Source organism: Gemella haemolysans, assembly GCF_012273215.1.
Classification (GTDB): Bacteria; Bacillota; Bacilli; order Staphylococcales; family Gemellaceae; genus Gemella; species Gemella haemolysans_A.
This window is the reverse complement of the sequence record NZ_CP050965.1, coordinates 1,713,525-1,734,341: the sequence shown is the minus strand read 5'-3', so window position 1 is coordinate 1,734,341 and position 20,817 is coordinate 1,713,525. Positions and strand designations below refer to the sequence as shown.

Sequence of the window (20,817 nt, the reverse complement as noted above, 5' to 3'; positions counted from 1 at the left end):
AGTGAATTTCTTAATATTTTATCTTTATTCTGAGGTTATAAAGTATTGTTTATGAGAATTTGATTATTTATTGAACATCTTCTTTTAGTAGAGTATAATTAAACTATAAATAGTTTTTATTTAGATAAATATACAAAAGGGGAAATCTCTTATGGAAAGATTCAAGAGTGTTAATTTTTATTATACCTTAGGTATAATGTTGATTATTTCGTTAGTAGCAAAATATCTTGCTCAAGTACCTGCATTAAAATTGTTTGGACATTTGGTAATAGCACTTGTTATCGGTATGTCATTGCAAGCGTCAAAAGGATTAAAAGAGCAGGTTAAGGCAGATATTCCGTTTATAAGTAATAAATTTTTACGGCTTGGAATAATTTTATTAGGATTCAAGTTAGCGTTAGATAGACTTCTATCAGAAGGTAAAAAGACGTTGATTGTAGCGTTCTTTATCGTGTTATTCATGGTAACTTTAACTTACTTTATGTGTCGAGCTTTTAAAGTGGATCATGAACTTTCATTGCTTTCTTCATGTGGTTGCGGTATTTGTGGTGCTGCGGCAGTTATGGGGGTAAGTGGACAACTTCGAGCGAAAACAGATAACAGCGTTCTTGCGGTTGCGGTTGTTGCGATACTAGGTACAGTATTTACTTTAATAGAAGTAACCTTACAACCATACCTGGGGCTTGATACTTACAACTACGGAGTATTTACAGGAGGGAGCCTTCATGAAATAGCTCACGCAGTTGCGGCTGGAGGAGCAGGTGGACAAGTGGCGCTTGATGCTGCAATTCTTACTAAATTATCACGTGTTCTTATGCTTATTGTTGTTGTAGGTATACTGATTGTAGTTAACAAAAAAACTCAAGATGAAACAAAAGGAAAAGTTCCAATGCCGTACTTTATTCTAGGTTTTATCTTTATGAGTATTTTAGGAAGTTATGTTACTTTCTTAAAACCGTTAGCTCCATTTTTTGTAGATGCTGCATATGTATTTTTAGGTATGGCGATGGCAGCTTTAGGGATGAGTGTTAACTTCAAAGTTATTAAAGAACGTGGTGTAAGAGTATTTACAGCGTGTTTATTATCGTCTGTTATTTTAATGGTAGTTTGTTACTTTGTAGCTAGATTTATCTTTTAGTAGTAGATTAAAGAAGGTTTAAGAAATAATAAAAATATATAGAGGAGAAAAATTATGACGATTACAAAATTATTAGGGATAAAGTATCCGGTATTTCAAGGGGCTATGGCTCAAATAGCTAGATATGAACTTGTTTCAGCGGTATCGAATGCAGGGGCGTTAGGTATTTTAGCTTCAGGAGGAGTAAGTCCAGAAGAACTTCGTAAAGAAATTCAGCAATGTAAAATACTTACAGATAAACCTTTCGGTGTTAACCTTATGCTTATGATGCACAATATTGATGAAATAATAGATGTTGTTATCGAAGAAGGTGTAAAAATTGTCACAACAGGAGCGGGTACTCCGAGAAAATACATGCCACGTTTAAAAGAAGCAGGAATAAAAGTAATTCCTGTAATTCCTTCGGTAAAAGCTGCGGTGAAAATGGAAGAATTAGGTTGTGACGCGGTTGTTGTAGAAGGTATGGAAGCAGGAGGACACGTGGGAACTAGTACTACGATGGCACTGTTGCCACAGGTGACAAGTGCTGTAAATATTCCGGTTATTGCAGCTGGAGGGATTGCGGATGGTCGTGGAATGGCAGCTGCATATTGTTTAGGAGCAAGTGGAGTCCAGATGGGAACTGTATTCTTAGCTTCTGAAGAGTGTCCAATCTCTACAGAGTATAAAAACATAATCTTAGAAGCGGTTGACACATCAACTACGCTAACAGGAGAAAAATTCAGAGCACCTGTCCGAGGTATTAAAAATGAACTTACGAAAAGATATCATGAATTGGAAGGAAAATCTTCAACACTTATGGAATTAGAAGAATTGACACTAGGTTCATTAAGAAGAGCGGTTTATGATGGAGATGTTGAAAATGGTTCTGTTATGGCAGGGCAAATCGCAGGGTTAGTAAGTGAACTTCGACCAGTTAAAACTATAATAGAAGAAACTGTAGAAGAAGCAAGAGAAGTTTTGAGAAAAACAGAAATATAGAATATAACTTAAACCTTAGGTAATAAAAAATCTAAGGTTTATTTTGGTGAAAGGCAGTGTAGCTGAAAAGGAAGCGTAATGTAAAATATAGTGTAGAATTAACATTTATTTGAATTCCTAAAGGTTGTAAAATTACAGAGAATAACCATATTTCAATTGACTATAGTTACTCTTTATTATATTATAGTTATATAATTTATCTTTATTACAATAGGAGGGTTTTATGATAGACCAAAGACGTAAACATGTTACTTATGGTTCTTCTTTTAAAGACTTCTTTAAAGGTTTCGTGGACTTCACAGGTTATACATCTGTATCTGGACACTGGTTTCCTGTAGGGAGTATTTTAGGAGGACTTATCTTACTAACAGTTATAGTATTCCAAGGTATGTTTTCTTCACTTACTAGTATTGGTAGAAAATCAAGCCGCAGCTCAGATTACCTACTTAGTGGAGGAGCGTTAAGTGATGGAGTATCTACTCTTCAAACAGGATTAGCATTCGGAATATTTATTATTATAGCTGGACTTATTTTAATTTTACCTCTAACTGCAAGTTTTACAAGAAGGCTACGTGATGTAGGTTTTGCAACATGGGGAATTGTTATTTTAATAGCTTTATATTACATTTTAAGTTATTTCTCAGTGTATTTATTAACTCCGGTTTATGCTATTGTATTCTTCTTTGTGTTAATGTCACTACCGTCAAATGCGGTAGAAACTAACTCAAACAATGAGTTTGCTAGATTTTTCTTAAGACAAACACCGCAAGCTCAACAATACTATAGCCAATTTGCAAATCCATTTGGACAACCAGTTCAATATGATCAATTCGGTAATCCAATTCCGAATCAACCACAATTTAATAATGGTATGAATCAAGGATTCCAAGGACAAGCACCACAAGGATTCAATCCAAACGCACCACAAGGACGCCCGCAACAAGGCTTCCAAGGACAAACACCACAAGGATTCAATCCAAATGCACCACAAGGACACCCACAACAAGGCTTCCAAGGACAAGTACCACAAGGATTTAATCCGAATGCACCACAAGGACGTCCACAACAAGGATTCCAAGGGCAAGCGCCACAAGGATTCAATCCAAACGCGCAACACGGAGGACAACCACAAGGGTTCAATCCAAACGCGCAATACGGAGGACAACCACAAGGGTTCAATCCAAACGCGCAACATGGAGGACAACCACAAGGATTCAATCCAAATGCGCAACATGGAGGACAACCACAAGGGTTCAATCCAAATGCGCAACACGGAGGACAACCACAAGGGTTCAATCCAAATGCACAACAAGGAGTACAAGAACAAGCTGTTGTGAATGAAGTTCAAGAAGAACAACAAGTGCAAGCTTCTCAAGAAGTGAATGTTGCACCAGAACAACACGTAGAGGTAGCGCCACAAGTGGAAACTGCGCCAGTAGTAGAAACTCCAACTCCTCAAGTTGAAGAAACTCACCAAGTAGAAACTGTAGCAGTTGCTGGTGGAGCAAGAAGTAGAAGACTTCAAAAGTTGAATAGAGCTGAAGAAGAAGTTGCCTTTAAAAAAAGAAGATAAGAAATGATCTAATAGATCGAAATTAAGAGGTTTAGGTAGAAATACTTGAATCTCTTTTTGTATTTGGGGTGATTTTAATTATATAGCTATGTCCTGAATTGTAACTGAAGAAAAGTCTTCATTTTATAGTTTTACTACTTTAGAGTATAATACTCACGAGTAGTAAAAGTTCAAATGAATAGAATTTTGAGAACTATTTATCGATCAAGTAGAATAATATTATTAAAACGTTCATTATTGATTTTTTTGAAATAAAGAATTGAGATGATGAAAATCTTTTATTAGCAGTGATTATGAAAAAATTTTGGAAACAACTTTGAAAAACAAAACGCTCATCATTTAGAAAAACAATCAAATAAAAAAATACAAGCACTCATTTTAATCGATTATTTTGATTATTTATGAGTGTTTTTGCTTGAAATTGATTGAATAGCTATATTATATTGTATATAATAATCTTGTGAGTTAGGAGAGAAGAAATTGGTAAATGAAAGATGGAATAAAATTTTAGATTTGTTGGATAAAAAAGGATCTTCGAATATAAGAGAACTTATGGAACACTGTAGTGTATCGGAAGCAACTATTAGACGAGATCTTACAAATTTAGAAGAACAGAATTTATTATATAGAACTCATGGTGGTGCGATGAAACGTTCTGCAGCTCGTGGTAGTGAAGAAAGTGTTCAAGTAAAGCGCGCAGAATTTCTACAAGAAAAAAGAGAAGTAGCAAAGTATATTTGTGAAAATATCTTAGAATCTGGTCAGACGATTTATCTCGATGCGGGGACGTCAACATATGAAATGATTGATTATCTTCGTGATAGGAGGATAACGGTCGTTACAAATTCAACGTATCATCTGCCGAAACTTATTAATAACAAAATCCATACTATTATACTAGGTGGAACGATAAAACATTCTACTCAAGCTGTCATAGGTTCGGTCGCTATCGAGCAACTGAAAAAATATAGCTTTGATATATGTTTTGTCGGTTGTAATGGAATAGATGAAACTTTTGGTGTTACGACTGCTGAAGAAAATGAAGCTTTTATAAAAGCTACGGCGATAAAAAATAGTAAGAGAAAATACATCCTTGCTGATAAGTCGAAATTCGGACATAGAAAATTCCAAAAATTTGCTGAGTTAGATGATGTAACTATCGTATCGTATGAAGTTCCAAAAGAGTATAAGAGGTATAAAAACATAATAGAAGTAAAAAATCTAAAGGAGGACTAATAGTGTATTATACAATTACTTTAAACCCAGCTGTTGATATGCTGACGACGGCGAACAATTTCGCACTTGGAAAATTAAATAGAACACAAGAAGCGAAGTACGTGGTAGGTGGAAAAGGAATTAACATCTCAATATTACTGAATAATGTTGGTGTTGATAGTAAAGCTTGGGGATTCGTTGCTGGATTTACAGGGTATTTTATAAAATCAGAACTAGATAAACTAGGTGTAAAACATGATTTTGTAGAAACAAGTGGAGCTACTAGAATCAACATGAAGTTAACTACAGAAACTGAGACTGAAATTAACGGTCAAAGTAGTAGTGTAAACCTAGATAACGTGAGTGACTTCTTTGCGAAGTTAGAAGTATTAACTGAAGAAGATGTAGTATTTTTATCTGGTAATGTTATCGCGGGAATGGGTGTAGAAGACTTCAAAGCTATTGCGAAGAAAGTATCGGAGTCAGGTGCTACGTTAGTAGTAGATAGTAATAAAGAATTAGTGTTAGACACACTAGAGTACAGACCATTTGTAGTTAAACCGAATGAATTTGAACTTGGAGAAATGTTCGGTGTAACTTTAAATAGTATCGAAGAAATCTTACAATATGCTGAAAAATTACAGGAACGTGGAGCGAAAAACGTACTTGTTTCACGTGGAGCAGACGGAGCTTTATTACTAACTGAGAACAAAGAAGTATTCGAAGTTAACGTAGCTAAAGGTAAGATAGTGTCTACTGTTGCGGCAGGAGATAGTATGCTTGCGATGTTCGTTGCGAAATACAACGAAACAAAAGATTACCAAGAAGCTCTGCGTTATGCATCAGCTGCAGGTGGTGCAACATCATTCTCAGTAGGAGTAGGAAGTAAACGATTAATAGAAGAATTACTACCACAGATTGATGTTAAAAAATTAAAATAAAATTTCAATAGGCAATACCGGGAAAATTAGAAATCGATCCCTCGAACGAAATAAAAACAAATTATTTGAAGAAAAATAAAATATTTCCTCGGAAATATGAAATTAACAAAGGAGAAAGAAATGAAATTAACAGATGTTCTAAATTATGACTTAGTTCAGTTCGGATTCAGAGCTGCTGATAAAAAAGAAGCTCTGGACAAACTAACAAGCATGTTAGTGGAAAAAAATATTATTGCAAGTAAAGATAATTTTTTAAACGCATTACTAGCTCGTGAAGCTCAATCAACTACAGGAGTAGGAGAAAACGTAGCTATCCCTCACGCTAAAAGTGCAGACTTCGACAGAGCGATGATCGTTTATGCAAAAAGTAACGAAGGTGTTGAGTGGGAAAGTTTTGACGGACAACCTGCAAAACATATCTTTATGATCTGTGCACCAGACGGAGGAGCAGACGAACACCTTAAAGCTCTAGCTTCATTATCACAAGCTCTTATGGATACAGATGTAAAAGCAGGATTAGATGCAGCTACAACTAAAGCAGACGTAGAAAAAGTATTCGCTGACTTCGTAGCGAAAACAGAAGCTCCAAAAGAAGAAGAAAAACCAGCTGTTCCAAGTGGAGAAAAACCATATATCATTGCGGTAACAGCTTGTCCAACAGGTATTGCCCACACATTCATGGCTGCTGAGAAAATCAAAGAAACAGCTAAAGCGATGGGGCTAGATGTTAAAGTAGAAACAAACGGTCAAATTGGTGTAGAAAATAAACTCACAAAAGAAGATATCGAAAGAGCAGTGGGAATTATCGTTGCAGCGGATAAAAAAGTAGAAGTTGCGCGTTTTGATGGACGTCCAACAATTATGACAAAAGTAGCTGACGGAATTAACAAACCAGAAGAACTTATCCAAACAATCTTAGATGGGAAAGCTCCTATTTACAAACACGACGGAGCAGCAGAAGCTTCAGAAGATTCTTCAGCAAATGAAAGTATCGGACGTCGTGCTTACAAACACCTAATGGAAGGTGTAAGTAACATGCTACCATTCGTAGTAGCTGGTGGTATTCTTATCGCGTTATCATTCATCTGGGGTATTAACTCATTTGATCCGAAAGACCCATCTTACAATAAAGTTGCAGAAGTATTATTCTACTTCGGTAAAATCTCATTTAGTATGATGTTACCAATCCTAGCCGGATTCATCGGTCGTTCTATCGCTGACCGTCCAGGATTTATCGTTGGTATGATCGGTGGTATTTTAGCAGACCCAAGTATTTTAAGTCTGAAAAGTGATTTATTAGCATACACTCCTTCAGGGTTCTTAGGAGCGTTAGTAGCAGGGTTCTTAGCTGGTGGAATTATCCACGCATTAAAAATTGCATTCAGCTGGATGCCTCGTTCATTAGATGGTATTAAACCAATCTTCTTATTCCCTATCTTAGGTTCACTAATTATGGGACTATTAATGATCTTCCTAATCAATGCGCCGATGGCAAGTGTTATGGAAGGATTAAAACACTTTATCGAAAGTCTTAACGGAAGCGGTAAGTTCATACTTGGATTCGTAGTAGCTGCGATGATGGCTATAGACATGGGTGGTCCAATTAACAAAGCTGCTTACGTAACAGGTACAGCTCTACTAACATCTGCAGGTTCAGCAGGAAGTGATGTAATGGCTGCGGTTATGATCGGTGGTATGGTACCTCCATTAGCAATCGCTGTATCAGCAACAATCAACAAAAACATCTGGCCAAAAGCTCAACGTAGTGGAGCGATAGTGAACTACGTAATGGGGTTATCATTTATAACAGAAGGAGCTATTCCATTCGCAGCAAGTAATCCAGCGCGTGTTATTCCACCATTATTCATCTCAAGTGGTATCGCTGGAGCTTTAAGTATGACTTTTGGTGCTGTATCAAAAGCCCCTCACGGAGGAATCTTTGCTATCGCTGCAGGTGCTGTAAGTAACCCACTTATGTATCTATTAGCTTTAGTAATCGGAGCAGTATTAGGTGCATTACTATTAATCGCATCATTAAGTTTTGGGAAAAAGATAGTAAAATAAGATTTTAAATTAAATATAATATAGTAGAAAACACTACTTCGGTGCAAACTGAGGTGGTGTTTTTTAAAAACTGTAATAAATTATAAAAAATATTTTTAGAGAATGTGTATTTATAGAAGAAAATTACAGATAAAATAAAATAAAAAACGTTTTCTTTTAAAATTTAAATTATATTTAAAGAAAAAATAAAAAAATATTTATCATTAAATAAAAAGGAAGTTATAGTTTTACAGTTTTATTTCCATAATTTTCAATATAATACAATTCAAATCACAACTTAAAACAAACTTAAAATTCACTGGTAAAGAAAAGTTTTGCAGTGTTTTATTATTTTAAAGTTATTGGTATAATAGCATTTTCTTTGTGTTTTGAAATGAAAACATGAAATTTAAAAATATATAAAATATGATTGAAATTTTAGGTAAGTTTAAGTTAAGTTATGTAGAATATCTCTTGTAGTCAGTATGATTTATATTTTATTCAATATTATATTTAAAAGAAAAAGGAGACGATAATGTTTAGTAAAAACAACACAACGATGAATAATAAAAAACAATATGAAAAAGTTAACCACTACGGTATCAAAAAGTTCAACGCAGGAACAGCATCTGTTCTTATTGCATCTGCTTTTATGTTCTTAGGTGGTGCAGCGCAAGCAGCTGATACTAACAAACAAGAAGCTACAGTAGCAGCTACAGAAAAAATAACTGCAACTGAAGAAAAAGTAGAAACAGCTAAAGTTGAAACACCAGCTGTAGCTCCAAAAGCTGAAGTTAAAGAAGAAAAAACAGAAGAAGCAAAAGCTGAGAAAGCAACAGCTAAAGAAGTAAATAAAACAGCTCTTCAAGCTAAAATTAACCAATTAGATAACTTATTCGTGTCATTAGCAGGACAAGAATTATCAGAAACAAAACAAGCACAAACAGTAAGTGCTGCAGTAGAATTAAACAAAGCTAAAGACTTAGTAGCGCAAGCATCAGCTACACAAGAACAAGTAAATGCTCAAGTAGCAGCATTAGAAGCAGTTATCAACAACTTAAGCAAAGTTGAAAAAACTGCAGACAAAAAAGAAGAAGCTAAAAAAGAAGAAAAATCTGAAACTAAAGTAGCTAAAGAAAACTTAGAAAAAGCAGTTTCAGAAGCTAAAGCAGTAAACCGAGCTGCAACAACATTCGAAACAAAACAAGTAAAAGAAGAAGCTAAAAAAGTAGAAATCAAAGCAGCAGTAGCAACATCAGAAAAAGAAATCGCAAAAGCTCTAGACATCTTCAACTCAGACTCTTCAACAAAAGAAGCTGATCAACAACGTAAAGAATTAGAAAAAGCAATTGAAGCAGTTTACGTAACAATGCAACGTGCTGGACACCGTGGTAAAGTAGAATCTATCTTAGCGGATGCAGCAACTCAAGATCAAAAAATCGTAGGTAAAGATACTGTTAAAGATGGAACAAAAGTTAAATCTTTAACAAACGGTTATATTACGATGAATGCTGATAATACAACTCCTAAAGCATGGGGATTTGATTCAACAATTGATACTGCAGATTTACAAGCAGGTACAATTACAAAAATCGAAGTTACAAACTTAGCTGAGTTTGGTGCTGCCTTCCCTGCAGGGAAAAAAATTACAGCAGCAGATCGTACTGTAATTGGTAAAGTTAAGTCTATCGACTATAGAACATCAACAGGAAACAACAATAACAAATCTGTTCCATATTGGGCGCAACGTACACAACGTGGTATGACTTATGATCAGCGTGTTGCTGAACAACCAGCTGTTGCTAATGAAACTGGTACATACACTTACAACATTGAGTGGAATGAGAAAGTGAAAGATTATCCTATCGTTTCATTTGGTGCTGAAAACTTATCAGGTGGTGGATACTTAGCTCCACAAATTTCGAAAGACACGCCATATAAAGCTACTATTAAGATCGATGGTAGAACAGTTGTTGAACATACATATACACGTAAAGGTCAACAAGCAAGTTTTTCAAAACAAGCAACATCAGCTTCATTAAGATCAAATAATGGTTTAGGATATGTTTCTAATGAATTAAAAGGTAAGAGTGACACTTTAGAAATTAATACAGACTCAGATATTCGATATGGAGTAGGTTCTAAGTTTACTATTAAATTACCTAATTCTGAATTTACAGAATTCAAAGAACTTGCAGGAAGTACTAACTTTGTAAATGGATTAAATACAGCATCGACTATTAATCCTAACAAAGGAGACAGTATTACTTATCGTCTTGCCAACCGTTGGGCTAACGTTAAAGCAAATGAAAACAATGTTTGGATTTTACAAGATGGTCGTGAAGGAGGATTTACATTAACTCCAAAACTAATTTCTCCAACAGAGTTAGAAGTGACGGTAACAGAAGGATACATTCAAGAAGGTTCTAATATCTCGTTATCTCTTCAATCTTTAGGAGTAGAGAAAGTAATTAAAAATAAAACTTTAACAAGTGAATTTTCTAACGTTACGTATAACGAATTTGGGATTATTACAGGTGGTACAGCAGGTAATAATAAAACTGCTGCTACATTAACAGTCTCAGGTGGAACATCTATTAACGGTGAAAAAGAAGAAGTTACTACAACAGTTGCAAATGGTTGGGAAATCAACGCATCTGGATCACCTTTAGGAGAACCACCAACAGGAGCTGTTGTAATAGGTCTTAAGGAACTTGAGACTGGGAAAATTATTGGACATGCGACAACTAAATACGATGGAAATCGTCCTTTAAATGAAGATGGAACAAAAGATAATACAAACGTATTAGGTAAGAAATATGATGTATCTGGGTTTATTCCTGAGATAATAAAAGAAGTGGACGGAGAAGAGTACGTCCTTGCTAACATTCCTACAACTGGAATTGAAGGTACACTAAGTGTAACGAATACAAGAGTACGTGATATTTATTCAACTGAAGAATTGAAAAAGAATGGGCTTAATGCTTCAGCTTATGTTACTCCAGTAGAATACAATTATGTTAAGAAAACAAGAGTGGAAGAAGTAAACCGTACAATTAAATTTGTGTACGCTGATAATGTTGCTAATCTTGCTGGTACTGATGTATTCCCATCACAAACTCAAACTGTAAGTTATAAAGGAACTGTTAAAACAAATGCCGAAGGTAAAGCAGAAATAGATTCGAATGATAAACCAATCTATATCAACTGGAAAGGTATTGGAGATACAAATCTTCCAGAATTAGCAGTACCTCAAAAAGAAGGATTTGTAGCAAGTGTTGAAAAAGTACCAGTACAAGCAACAACAGCAACTGATAAAGATTACGAATACGTAGTAACTTACACAGCTATCCAAAGAGCGAAAACAACTTTCGTAGATGAAAAAGGACATGCAATTCCAGGAGTAGATGCGATCACTGAACAAGGTGGATCAGAAGCTCCATTAACAAAAGAAGCTGACGTTAAAGCTAAAATTGCAGAACTTGAGGATAAAGGATATGAGTTAGTATCAAACACTTACCCAGAAAACGGTAAATTCGATAACGATACGAATACTGATCAAGAGTTCAAAGTAACATTGAAAGAAAAAGAAGTTACAGTAACACCAGATCAACCAAAAACACCAGGAACTCCAGTAGATCCAAATAACCCAGAAGGACCTAAATATCCAGCTGGATTAGAAGAAAAAGATCTAAATAAAACAGTAACACGTACAATTACATATGTTTACGCAGATGGAACTCCAGTATTAAATGAAGACAAAACTCCAAAAGTAGTAACACAAGAAGTTAAATTCACTCGTACTGCTAAAGTTAACTTAGTAACTAAAGAAGTTACATACGGAGATTGGTCAGAAGCACAAGACTTAGCTGAAGTTAAATCACCAGTAGTTAAAGGATTCTTAGCTGATAAAGCAAGTGTTGCAGCAGTGAACGTAACAGGTAATTCAGAAGACATCAAAGAAGTAGTAACATACACACCACTAGGATCATGGGTGCCAAATATCCCAGGACAACCAACAAATCCAATTAAATATCCAAACGATAAAGATAACCCAACAAAACCAGGAACTGATAAACCAGTATTACCATACGTACCAGGTATGACTCCAAAAGATGGAAATGAACAACCACTTAAACCAGTAGATCCGCAAGATCCAACAAAAGGATATATCATTCCAGATATTCCAAATGATCCAAGTCAAGACACTCCAATCAACTACGTAAAAGATACTCAAAAAGCTAAAACAACATTCGTAGATGAAAAAGGAAACCCAATTCCAGGAGTAGAAGGAATTACAGAAGAAGGTGATTCAGATGCACCATTAACAAAAGAAGCTGAAGTAAAAGCTAAGATCAAAGAACTTGAAAACAAAGGATATGAATTAGTATCTAATACATACCCAGAAGGTGGAAAATTCGATAAAGATAAAGACACTGATCAAGAGTTCAAAGTAACACTTAAAGCTAAAGAAGTTACAGTAACACCAGATCAACCGAAAACACCAGGAACTCCAGTAGATCCAAATAACCCAGAAGGACCTAAATATCCAGCTGGATTAGAAGAAAAAGATCTAAACAAAACAGTAACACGTACAATTACATACGTATACGCAGATGGAACTCCAGTATTAAATGAAGACGGAACTCCAAAAACAGTAACACAAGAAGCTAAATTCACACGTGAAGCAAAAGTAAACTTAGTTACAGGAGAAGTTACATACGGAGACTGGACACCAGAACAAGATTTAGCTGAAGTTAAATCACCAGTAGTTAAAGGATTCTTAGCTGATAAAGTAACAGTACCAGCTACAAAAGTGACTGCAAACTCAGAAAACACTACAGAAGTAGTAACATACAAACCAATCGGATCATGGATTCCAAATATCCCAGGACAACCAACAAGTCCAATCAAATATCCAAACGATCCAACAGATCCAACAAAACCAGGTAAACCAACAGAAACATTACCATATGTACCAGGATATACTCCAGAAGATAAAGATGGAAATCCACTTAAACCAGTAGATCCGAAAGATCCATCAAAAGGATACATGGTACCAGATATTCCGACAAATCCAGGTGAAGATACACCAATCAGCTACGTAGCAAACAAAGCTAACCTAGTAGTTAAATATGTAGATGAAAATGGAAAAGACTTAGCTCCAGCAGAAACAACAAAAGGTAAAGTAGGAGATGAGTACACAACAACTGGAAAAGTAATTGACGGATACGTATTAGTGCGTGTAGAAGGTGATGCTAAAGGTAAGATTGGAACAGAAGGTTCAACAGTAACATATGTTTACAAACCATTAGGTTCATGGATTCCAAACATTCCAGGACAACCAACAAACCCAATTAAATATCCAAACAATCCACAAGATCCAACAAAACCAGGTAAACCAACAGAAACATTACCATACGTACCGGGATATACTCCAAAAGACGGCAATGGTCAACCACTTAAACCAGTAGATCCACAAGATCCAACTAAAGGATATATCGTACCAGATATTCCAACAGATCCAGGAAAAGATACAGTAATTAACTATGAAGCAAATGACGCTAATCTAGTAGTTAAATATGTAGATGAAAAAGGAAAAGACTTAGTTCCTGCAGAAACAACAAAAGGAAAAGTAGGAGATGACTACACAACAGAAGGGAAAGTCATCGAAGGATACGTATTAGTACGAGTAGAAGGTGATGCTAAAGGTAAGATTGGAACAGAAGGTTCAACAGCAACATACGTTTACAAAGAACTAGGTTCATGGATTCCAAATATTCCAGGACAACCAACAAGTCCAATCAAATATCCAAACCATCCAACAGACCCAACAAAACCAGGGCAACCAACAGAAGTATTACCATATGTACCAGGATTCACTCCAGAAGATAAAGATGGAAATCCACTTAAACCAGTTGATCCAACAGATCCATCAAAAGGGTATGTAGTACCAAACATTCCAACGGATCCAAGTCAAGATACAGTAATTAACTATGTTGCTACTGAAGCTAACTTAGTAGTTAAATATGTAGATGAAAATGGAAAAGACTTAATCCCAGTTGAAACTACAAAAGTTAAGATTGGAGATGAGTACACAACAACTGGAAAAGTAATTAAAGGATACGTATTAGTACGAGTAGAAGGTGAAGCTAAAGGTAAGATTGGAAAAGATGGTTCAACAGTAACATATGTTTACCAACCACTAGGATCATGGGTGACAAACATCCCAGGACAACCAACAAGTCCAATCAAATATCCAAACGATCCACAAGATCCAACAAAACCAGGAAGTGATAGACCGGTATTACCATACGTGCCAGGATACACTCCAGTTGATGGAAATGGAAACCCACTTAAACCAGTTGATCCACAAGACCCAATTAAAGGATACATCGTACCAGATATCCCAACAAACCCAGGTCAAGATACACCGATCAACTATGTGGCAAACCCTCAACCACAACCAAATCAAGATCCAACAAAACCAGAAAACAATAAACCAAAAGAAGATCAAAACAAAGATCCAAAACAAGATAAAAAAGAAACACCTAAAAACCCAGGTCAAAACAATGCTCCAGTTCAACCAAAAGCAAATGCTCAAGTTAAGAGATTAGCTAACACTGGAACAACAGAAACTAACACTGGCTTAGCAGGATTAGGATTAGCGACACTTGCTGGAATGCTTGCAGCATCAAGACGTCGTAAAGAAAAATAAGAATAAAATAATAAAATCATAAAGACAAAATAGTAAATAATAAAATAAATGGCTTGAAAGCACCCTTGATAATTTTCGAGGGTGCTTTCTTTTTAGGTTTATAAGATTTAAAAAAGTGATTAATTTCGAATTAGATGTTTATATTTATTTATATAATCTCAACAACTAAGATACACTCTATAAAGATGTTCTCTTCGTTTACACAATCCCGATAACTATTACAACCGGAGCGGAGGCGCGCATGCTGTTTACATAATCTCGTTCGTTAGTAATGTCTAACTTTTCAAAACCCCACTCTTGGTACTCTTCATCACCTGCATTTGACTAGAATTTTCCCGCGTGATAAAATATTTATAATTATTAAAGGAAAAGGCTTTTGGCGTAATTTTTCGTGCCTAATAGAGAGTCTAATAGAGAGGTTAACAGAGAGGTATAGTGTATGAATATTATTTTTTGTACTTCACCATTTCAAGTCTTAGTTGCGCGAGAGGTTGCTAAGGTTACAGGTGAGAAGTTTTTTGGAATATATTTGAAAATGTCTAATGATAATAGGCAGAAAATATACGCTGATAAAATGAAAGAGTTTTGTGAAGATACTCTATTTATTGATAATTAAAAAATGGCCTAATGAACTTAGGGAAAAACTAGAAAATATCAAAATTGATAAGTTTTATCTAGCAAGTTTAGATAATCCGATAGCTCACAGCATTTTTAATCCTAGTTTTATGAGATTATTCACATTTGATGATGGTAGTACTTCGATTATTGCACCTAATATGTATACTCGCTATACTGATAGAGTAGTCGGACCAAAAGAAATAACGTTGGAGAGGGTCATAAACCTATCTCAAGCTCACTATACAATATTCGATACTAATACCGTATTCCCAACTGAAAAGTTGATAAAAATACCTTTCGATACTAAACCGAAAGACTTTGCTAGAGCGACTAACGGAAAAACAGTCAAGGTCTTTTTAGGATAAGCACTTGGCAGCTACATAGACGAAAAAGATATAAGAATTACAGAAAAATTGACGCAGAAGGCATTAGAAAAGATGGGAGAAGCATTATACTATGCTCACCTTCGAGTTACAGTAAATGTAGAAAATGCTGAGACTATTCGATCAGATAAATGTTTCGAAGAAGAGATTTACGACCTATTGTCTAACTATGAGAATGTGGAAGTCTATGGTTTTTATTCGACTTCACTACTTCTTGTAAAAAACATTCCTGGAGTGAGTGTTCGTTGTTTCAGAACGTTCTTAACGACTAATGAAGTAGAAATTCTAGGTAATTATGGCATTGAATCGATAGATTTACCTTTATCGGAGACGGTGATAGATATTGTTATGCCTGTTTATAACCGTGAAAAAACTGTCGGTAAGGCGATTGAATCGGTGTTAAATCAAACTCACGAAAACTTTAGACTTATTATCGTTGATGACGGATCTCGTGATGGAACTGAAGAAGTATGTAGAAAAATATTTAAATGATGAGAGAGTTATTTATCATAAAGTTCTTCATGGTGGAATATCGAGAGCCCTTAATGCAGGGATTTCGCTAGTGACTGCGGAGTATATCGCAAGGCAGGACTCTGATGATGAATGGATGCCGTGGCACTTGGACTTTCTTCTTAATGAATTAGAACAAAATGATAAGTTAGATATCATTGGTTCAAAGGTCGATGCGGATAGAAATAAACTACAAGGTGGAATTAAAAGAAATAATTTCAATAACCTTTCAGGTGAGGAGTTATGGTTTAAGTTAGCCTATAAAAATATGTTTAATCACTCTACTGTGATTTATAAGAAATCTGCGGTTGAGGAAGCTGGTGGTTATGATCCAGAGTGCGATGGTTTTGAAGATTGGCACCTGTGGGCGTGTATGGTAACTAAAGATAATGCGCTCGTGATGAATACGCTGACTGCATATTATGGTCTTCCTGAAGAAGATAATAAAGGTATGATATTTAGAAGTAGACTTGCGAAGAGTCGCGGTTTAAGATTAGAAGATGTATTGGAGTAGAAAATGGTTAAAGTATTTACGATAAAAGAAGGAGTTCCTTACACGATCTATGGTTTTGAGAGTAGTCAACTAGCTAGACAAGCTGTCTTTGACGAAATAGGTGTCGAACAAAGATTAGTTATAACGAATCTAACTAATTTTGTTCCGAATTTTGTAGAAACTCTTGAAAGTCTAGGGTTCAAAAACTTTTATCATGTAATTTTTGAAAAATCAGATATAGCCAGGGATAAACCTAGCGTAGATAAAAGTTTTATAGAAAATCTAGAGGATGTTTTAGAGGTGGAATATACTAAAGACGGTTATGTAGGATTAGTTCACTACAAAGATGGAGCTGTAGAGTGTTATACTTCGCAACTATTATATAAATATATCCCTAAAGAAGATAAATTTATCCTTTACAACAAAGATGGAGTAGTATTAGAAGGTGATGTTTCTGAAAATTATCATAAGTATCACATAAAAGAAACTGATGAAACTCTGATGCAATGGCAATTGGTGAGTGAATACCTTGTGGAAAATTCAACCGTTGATGATAAATTCATTATAGATATGATTAATGAATATCCTCTGCAACTTCGAAAGTTTTTCCAAAATACTGGAAGAGAGCTTTTTGCCTATACGCATTACAATATTCTTGCGCCATTTATGAAGTTTGTCTTGCAAAGTTGGTGCACTAATGTTGTCACAAGCCCTGTCTTAGAAGAAAGACTAGGAAGTGATAAGGTGAGATTCCTACCACCTGTCTATGTAGAAGAGGTTGAAGAAGAAATATATACAACTATAAAAAATTGGTGCATAGTCGGCAATATGACCTTTATAAAAAAATGTGAAATCACGATTGAAGCATTTAGACGTACACCTGATAGCACACTTACGATCTATGGTAATTTACCTGAAGGATATACTAGGAATAACTTACCAGATAATGTTAAATTTGCTGGTTTTGTAAAACAAGTACCTTATGAAAAACATGAAGTGTGTATATCTTGTTCGTTAAGTGAATGCTTCGCCAATTCAGCTGTAGAAGCATCTTCGAAAGGATTAGTCTGTCTGCTTTCTAATGTTGATTTAGGGCATAGATATTACGCGAGTATCTGCGAAAACACGAAAACCTTCAGTTCTTTCGATGAATTGTTAGAACTTCTTGTGAAATATCAACAGGAAGGCGAATATAAATCTTCAACTTTTGCAAAAGAACATGTGAAGAGTAAAGTAGCAGAGTATTATAAGAAAGTATTGAAAGTTTAATAAATATAAATTTGTTGTATCTAAAAGATAAATAAATATATGTTAAGTTAATATCTTCTTGGTAAAAATCCAGGAAGATATTTTTATATTAATGGCTTTAGCCAGTTGAGGAGGCAAAGTCTCCGAAACAAAAAACCACCCGCTATGCGGGTGCGATATAAAAGTTAAACAATTGAAAAATCATCCTTTCTTGATAAAATAAGAGTAGTTCAAGCTCTAAAATAAAGAAAGGATGATTTTAATTATGGCAAATAAACATAATAGTTTATCGCATACAAAGTGGTTATGTAAATACCATATTGTATTTACCCCTAAGTATAGACGAAAAATAGAATTTAATCAATACAAACGAGATATAGTAGATATAATAAAAAGGTTATGTAAGTATAAAGGAGTGGAAATAATAGAAGGACATATAATGCCAGATCATATACATTTGCAGTTATCAATACTACCGAAATATAGTGTATCAAGTTTTATGGGGTATTTGAAAGGAAAAAGTTCACTGATGATATTTGATATGCATGCAAACTTGAAATATAAGTATGGGAATAGAAAATTTTGGGCAGAAGGATACTATGTAAGTACTGTAGGTTTGAATGAAAGTACAATAAGAAAATATATCAGAGAACAAGAAATGCATGATATTACAATAGATAAATTGACAACAAAAGAATATACAAATCCATTTGGAAATAAGAAAAAGTAGATAAATCCGTTTAACGGGTAGCGGGCGTCAAAATACAATAGGGCTTGAACGAATGTGAAAGCCAGCGCCTTGAGGTGCGTGTTAGTAACAAAGGGTTATACCCGAAGAGAAAACCACTCCTTTTCAGGGGTGGTCATTATTTTTTTCTCTATGTTCCGAATTTAACAGAGAGTCTTAATTAAAAGCAATCCCAGTTGAATAATGTATCTTCAAAATCTAAGTTTGCTAATTTTTCTTTATTGATAAAGAAGTTTGCAACTCCTGAATCTCCCCACATAATTAGGTTATCTTTCGTGTTCGCATCCCATTCGCTTTCTACTTGAAGAAGTAATGTGTCGTACGCTTCTTTATTTTCAGGGTCACGTGGATCCCATTGAGTGAATGTTGGGTAACCACCTATTGCGTGTTTAACTCCCTCGAAAGCCTTAAATAGAGTTTCGTAGACTTCTCTATCAAGATTTTCATATAGATCTTCTACCTGCTCATCTGGGAATAGTTCGCGGATAGCGTCTTTTGCGATGCCTTCAAATAAGAAGTCCGTAGCAGTAATCGTTGAAGTTCCTTTGTTGAATGTTAATGCAAATGATGCATCTTTTTCTTGGAATGGAGAATATTCCTCATCGTTATCTTCGCTAGGAAGGTGGTACTTGTTCAATACATCCCCGTTTGTTATGTTTTTATCTATATCTTTAATATATTTTACGACATTAGTTCCTTTAGAATCTAGTCCGAAAGAATCATCGCGTGAAATCCAGAATTGTAGCAATCCTTCTTTAGGGTAAATATCATTTTCTGGTAGTTCTGTGCAGTTAATTTGAGCTAGTAGTGCAAGTTGATTACCCTCTGTATCTACTGGTGCTTCTGCATCCTGTGCAATATAAGGAACGCCTCCGAATTTACTTGTACTAATGTTTAGCCCTCTATCTCCGTTGATAGAAATTCCGATATATTCTTTTGTGTGTTCATTTTTAATTTTTTCTATAACTTTGTTAATATCTTCAATTGTAATCATATAACCCTCCGGTATACGTGTATTTTAGTTTTTTGTTAAAATTTGGTTATGCATTCTCGAATGTATAACCAATGTACAATATTTTTTTAAGTATTTTTTATGGTGAAATTTTATCGAATTTGATTAAAAGTGCTTGCTTGATTGTCGTTAATTAAATTTTTAAAAATTACCTTCATATTACACATAAAAAATAATTAAATGTATAATATTCCACGTTTTCATTCTATCATAGGTCATGAAGTAGGTCAATAGAGTAAGTGTTTATTACATCTGTAATATATTTAAATAGCTTATTGTTCAATGAAAATCATGATGATTATTTTCAATGTTTGTGATTTATTTTTATTATCTCTATGTATTTTAATAATTGTCTTTAGTTAAGGAATAATGATGCTAATATCCGTTTTTTGGTAAAAAGGATGGTATTATCCGAGAGTAATAGTTCTAGGTTCCAGTCTGAATTAGTAAAAAAAATACTGACATTAACATTGTTTTAGAGAGTTAATTATCCTTGAAAAACAAAACTTATGAGCTTAGTATTTATGAATCAGAGCTATTTAAAAATTATAGATTTAAGAATGAAGTCTAGTCAGAGAACCAAAAGGATTATATTTGGTATTATTAATAATGAAGTTCAAAAAATGGATTTCAAATTAGTAGTATGAGTTTAAGTTAAATATCGTAATCAAAAAAATCAAAGATAAAGAATTTGAAAAAGGTTTAGTTTAGAAGAAAATATATCATAAGAGGAAATTTGATGGTAGGAAAAAATAATAAGTACTTAAAAACCACAAAAGAAGGTACTAAAGTAGAATCGTATTTTATCAAAAAATCCAAAGTCGGTACAGCATCAGTAGTAATCGGTGCTAATATCTTTTTAGGTGCTGGGGCAGTGTCTCAAGCAGCTGAGGAAGTTACAGTAAAAACAGCTCGTGAAGAATTAGCAAAAGCAAAAGAAGTATTCGCAAAAGCTGATGCAACTCAAGATGAAGTTAATGCAAAAGTAACAACTAATGAAGGATACACAGCCGATACTACTGAATTAAGAAAACAAAACGGTGAATTTCCAACTGCGACAGGTAAGTCTTATATAGTGTTAGACAATAATGATGCATACCGTGTCTAAGTTCATGGATACCAATCTGAAAATACAGAGATAAAATCAGCAAACAATGAAGTTGCTGATACAGGTGGACGTACGGATATTCCATTAT

The 20,817-nt window shown here is 34.7% G+C and carries 15 protein-coding genes; 14 read left to right on the top strand and 1 reads right to left on the bottom strand.

The window, feature by feature from the left end; translation table 11 throughout:
- The first annotated feature begins 151 nt into the window (after positions 1–151).
- From FOC48_RS08230 to tnpA, 13 genes are all read left to right on the top strand, one after another.
- A complete protein-coding gene (locus tag FOC48_RS08230) occupies positions 152–1,138 on the top strand; it encodes a YeiH family protein (protein ID WP_003147673.1) in 987 nt (328 codons plus the stop codon).
- A 54-nt stretch (positions 1,139–1,192) separates the two neighbouring features.
- On the top strand, positions 1,193–2,119 hold the full coding sequence (locus FOC48_RS08225) for a nitronate monooxygenase (RefSeq protein WP_003147674.1): 927 nt from the start codon (positions 1,193–1,195) through the stop codon (positions 2,117–2,119).
- A gap of 223 nt (positions 2,120–2,342) precedes the next feature.
- On the top strand, positions 2,343–3,692 hold the full coding sequence (locus FOC48_RS08220; RefSeq protein ID WP_172497926.1) for a polyadenylate binding domain-containing protein: 1,350 nt from the start codon (positions 2,343–2,345) through the stop codon (positions 3,690–3,692).
- Between the two features lie 480 nt (positions 3,693–4,172).
- Positions 4,173–4,928, top strand: a complete 756-nt coding sequence (locus FOC48_RS08215) for a DeoR/GlpR family DNA-binding transcription regulator (RefSeq protein ID WP_003147677.1) — start codon at positions 4,173–4,175, stop codon at positions 4,926–4,928.
- Between the two features lie 2 nt (positions 4,929–4,930).
- Positions 4,931–5,848: a 1-phosphofructokinase family hexose kinase gene (locus FOC48_RS08210; protein WP_003147679.1), complete on the top strand. Its 918-nt coding sequence runs from the start codon at positions 4,931–4,933 to the stop codon at positions 5,846–5,848.
- 120 nt (positions 5,849–5,968) lie between these two features.
- Positions 5,969–7,912, top strand: a complete 1,944-nt coding sequence (locus FOC48_RS08205; RefSeq protein ID WP_003147680.1) for a PTS fructose transporter subunit IIABC — start codon at positions 5,969–5,971, stop codon at positions 7,910–7,912.
- Positions 7,913–8,426: 514 nt separating this feature from the next.
- On the top strand, positions 8,427–14,609 hold the full coding sequence (locus FOC48_RS08200) for a mucin-binding protein (RefSeq protein ID WP_003147681.1): 6,183 nt from the start codon (positions 8,427–8,429) through the stop codon (positions 14,607–14,609).
- Positions 14,610–15,048: 439 nt separating this feature from the next.
- Positions 15,049–15,225, top strand: a complete 177-nt coding sequence (locus FOC48_RS09860) for a hypothetical protein (protein WP_003147682.1) — start codon at positions 15,049–15,051, stop codon at positions 15,223–15,225.
- Entirely contained in the window at positions 15,215–15,592 is a 378-nt protein-coding gene (locus FOC48_RS09855; RefSeq protein ID WP_003147683.1) for a hypothetical protein, read from the top strand. The genes FOC48_RS09860 and FOC48_RS09855 overlap by 11 nt, the downstream gene beginning before the upstream one ends.
- A gap of 72 nt (positions 15,593–15,664) precedes the next feature.
- Positions 15,665–16,102 carry a glycosyltransferase family 2 protein gene (locus FOC48_RS09850; protein ID WP_003147684.1) on the top strand — a complete coding sequence of 146 codons (438 nt, stop codon included), beginning with the start codon at positions 15,665–15,667 and terminating at the stop codon, positions 16,100–16,102.
- Positions 16,065–16,634: a glycosyltransferase gene (locus FOC48_RS09845; RefSeq protein ID WP_003147685.1), complete on the top strand. Its 570-nt coding sequence runs from the start codon at positions 16,065–16,067 to the stop codon at positions 16,632–16,634. Before FOC48_RS09850 ends, FOC48_RS09845 begins: the two co-directional genes overlap by 38 nt.
- 3 nt (positions 16,635–16,637) lie before the next feature.
- Positions 16,638–17,882 carry a glycosyltransferase family 4 protein gene (locus FOC48_RS08190; RefSeq protein WP_003147686.1) on the top strand — a complete coding sequence of 415 codons (1,245 nt, stop codon included), beginning with the start codon at positions 16,638–16,640 and terminating at the stop codon, positions 17,880–17,882.
- A gap of 244 nt (positions 17,883–18,126) precedes the next feature.
- Positions 18,127–18,591: an IS200/IS605 family transposase gene (tnpA, locus tag FOC48_RS08185; protein WP_003147687.1), complete on the top strand. Its 465-nt coding sequence runs from the start codon at positions 18,127–18,129 to the stop codon at positions 18,589–18,591.
- Positions 18,592–18,769: 178 nt separating this feature from the next.
- Here tnpA and FOC48_RS08180 read toward each other — a convergent pair whose 3' ends face one another.
- A complete protein-coding gene (locus FOC48_RS08180) occupies positions 18,770–19,603 on the bottom strand; it encodes a YwqG family protein (protein ID WP_003147688.1) in 834 nt (277 codons plus the stop codon).
- A 757-nt stretch (positions 19,604–20,360) separates the two neighbouring features.
- On the opposite strand from FOC48_RS08180, the gene FOC48_RS08175 reads away from it, so the two are divergent.
- Positions 20,361–20,729 (top strand): YSIRK-type signal peptide-containing protein, encoded by a 369-nt coding sequence (locus tag FOC48_RS08175; protein ID WP_003147690.1) that lies wholly within the window; start codon positions 20,361–20,363, stop codon positions 20,727–20,729.
- Positions 20,730–20,817 lie beyond the last annotated feature (88 nt).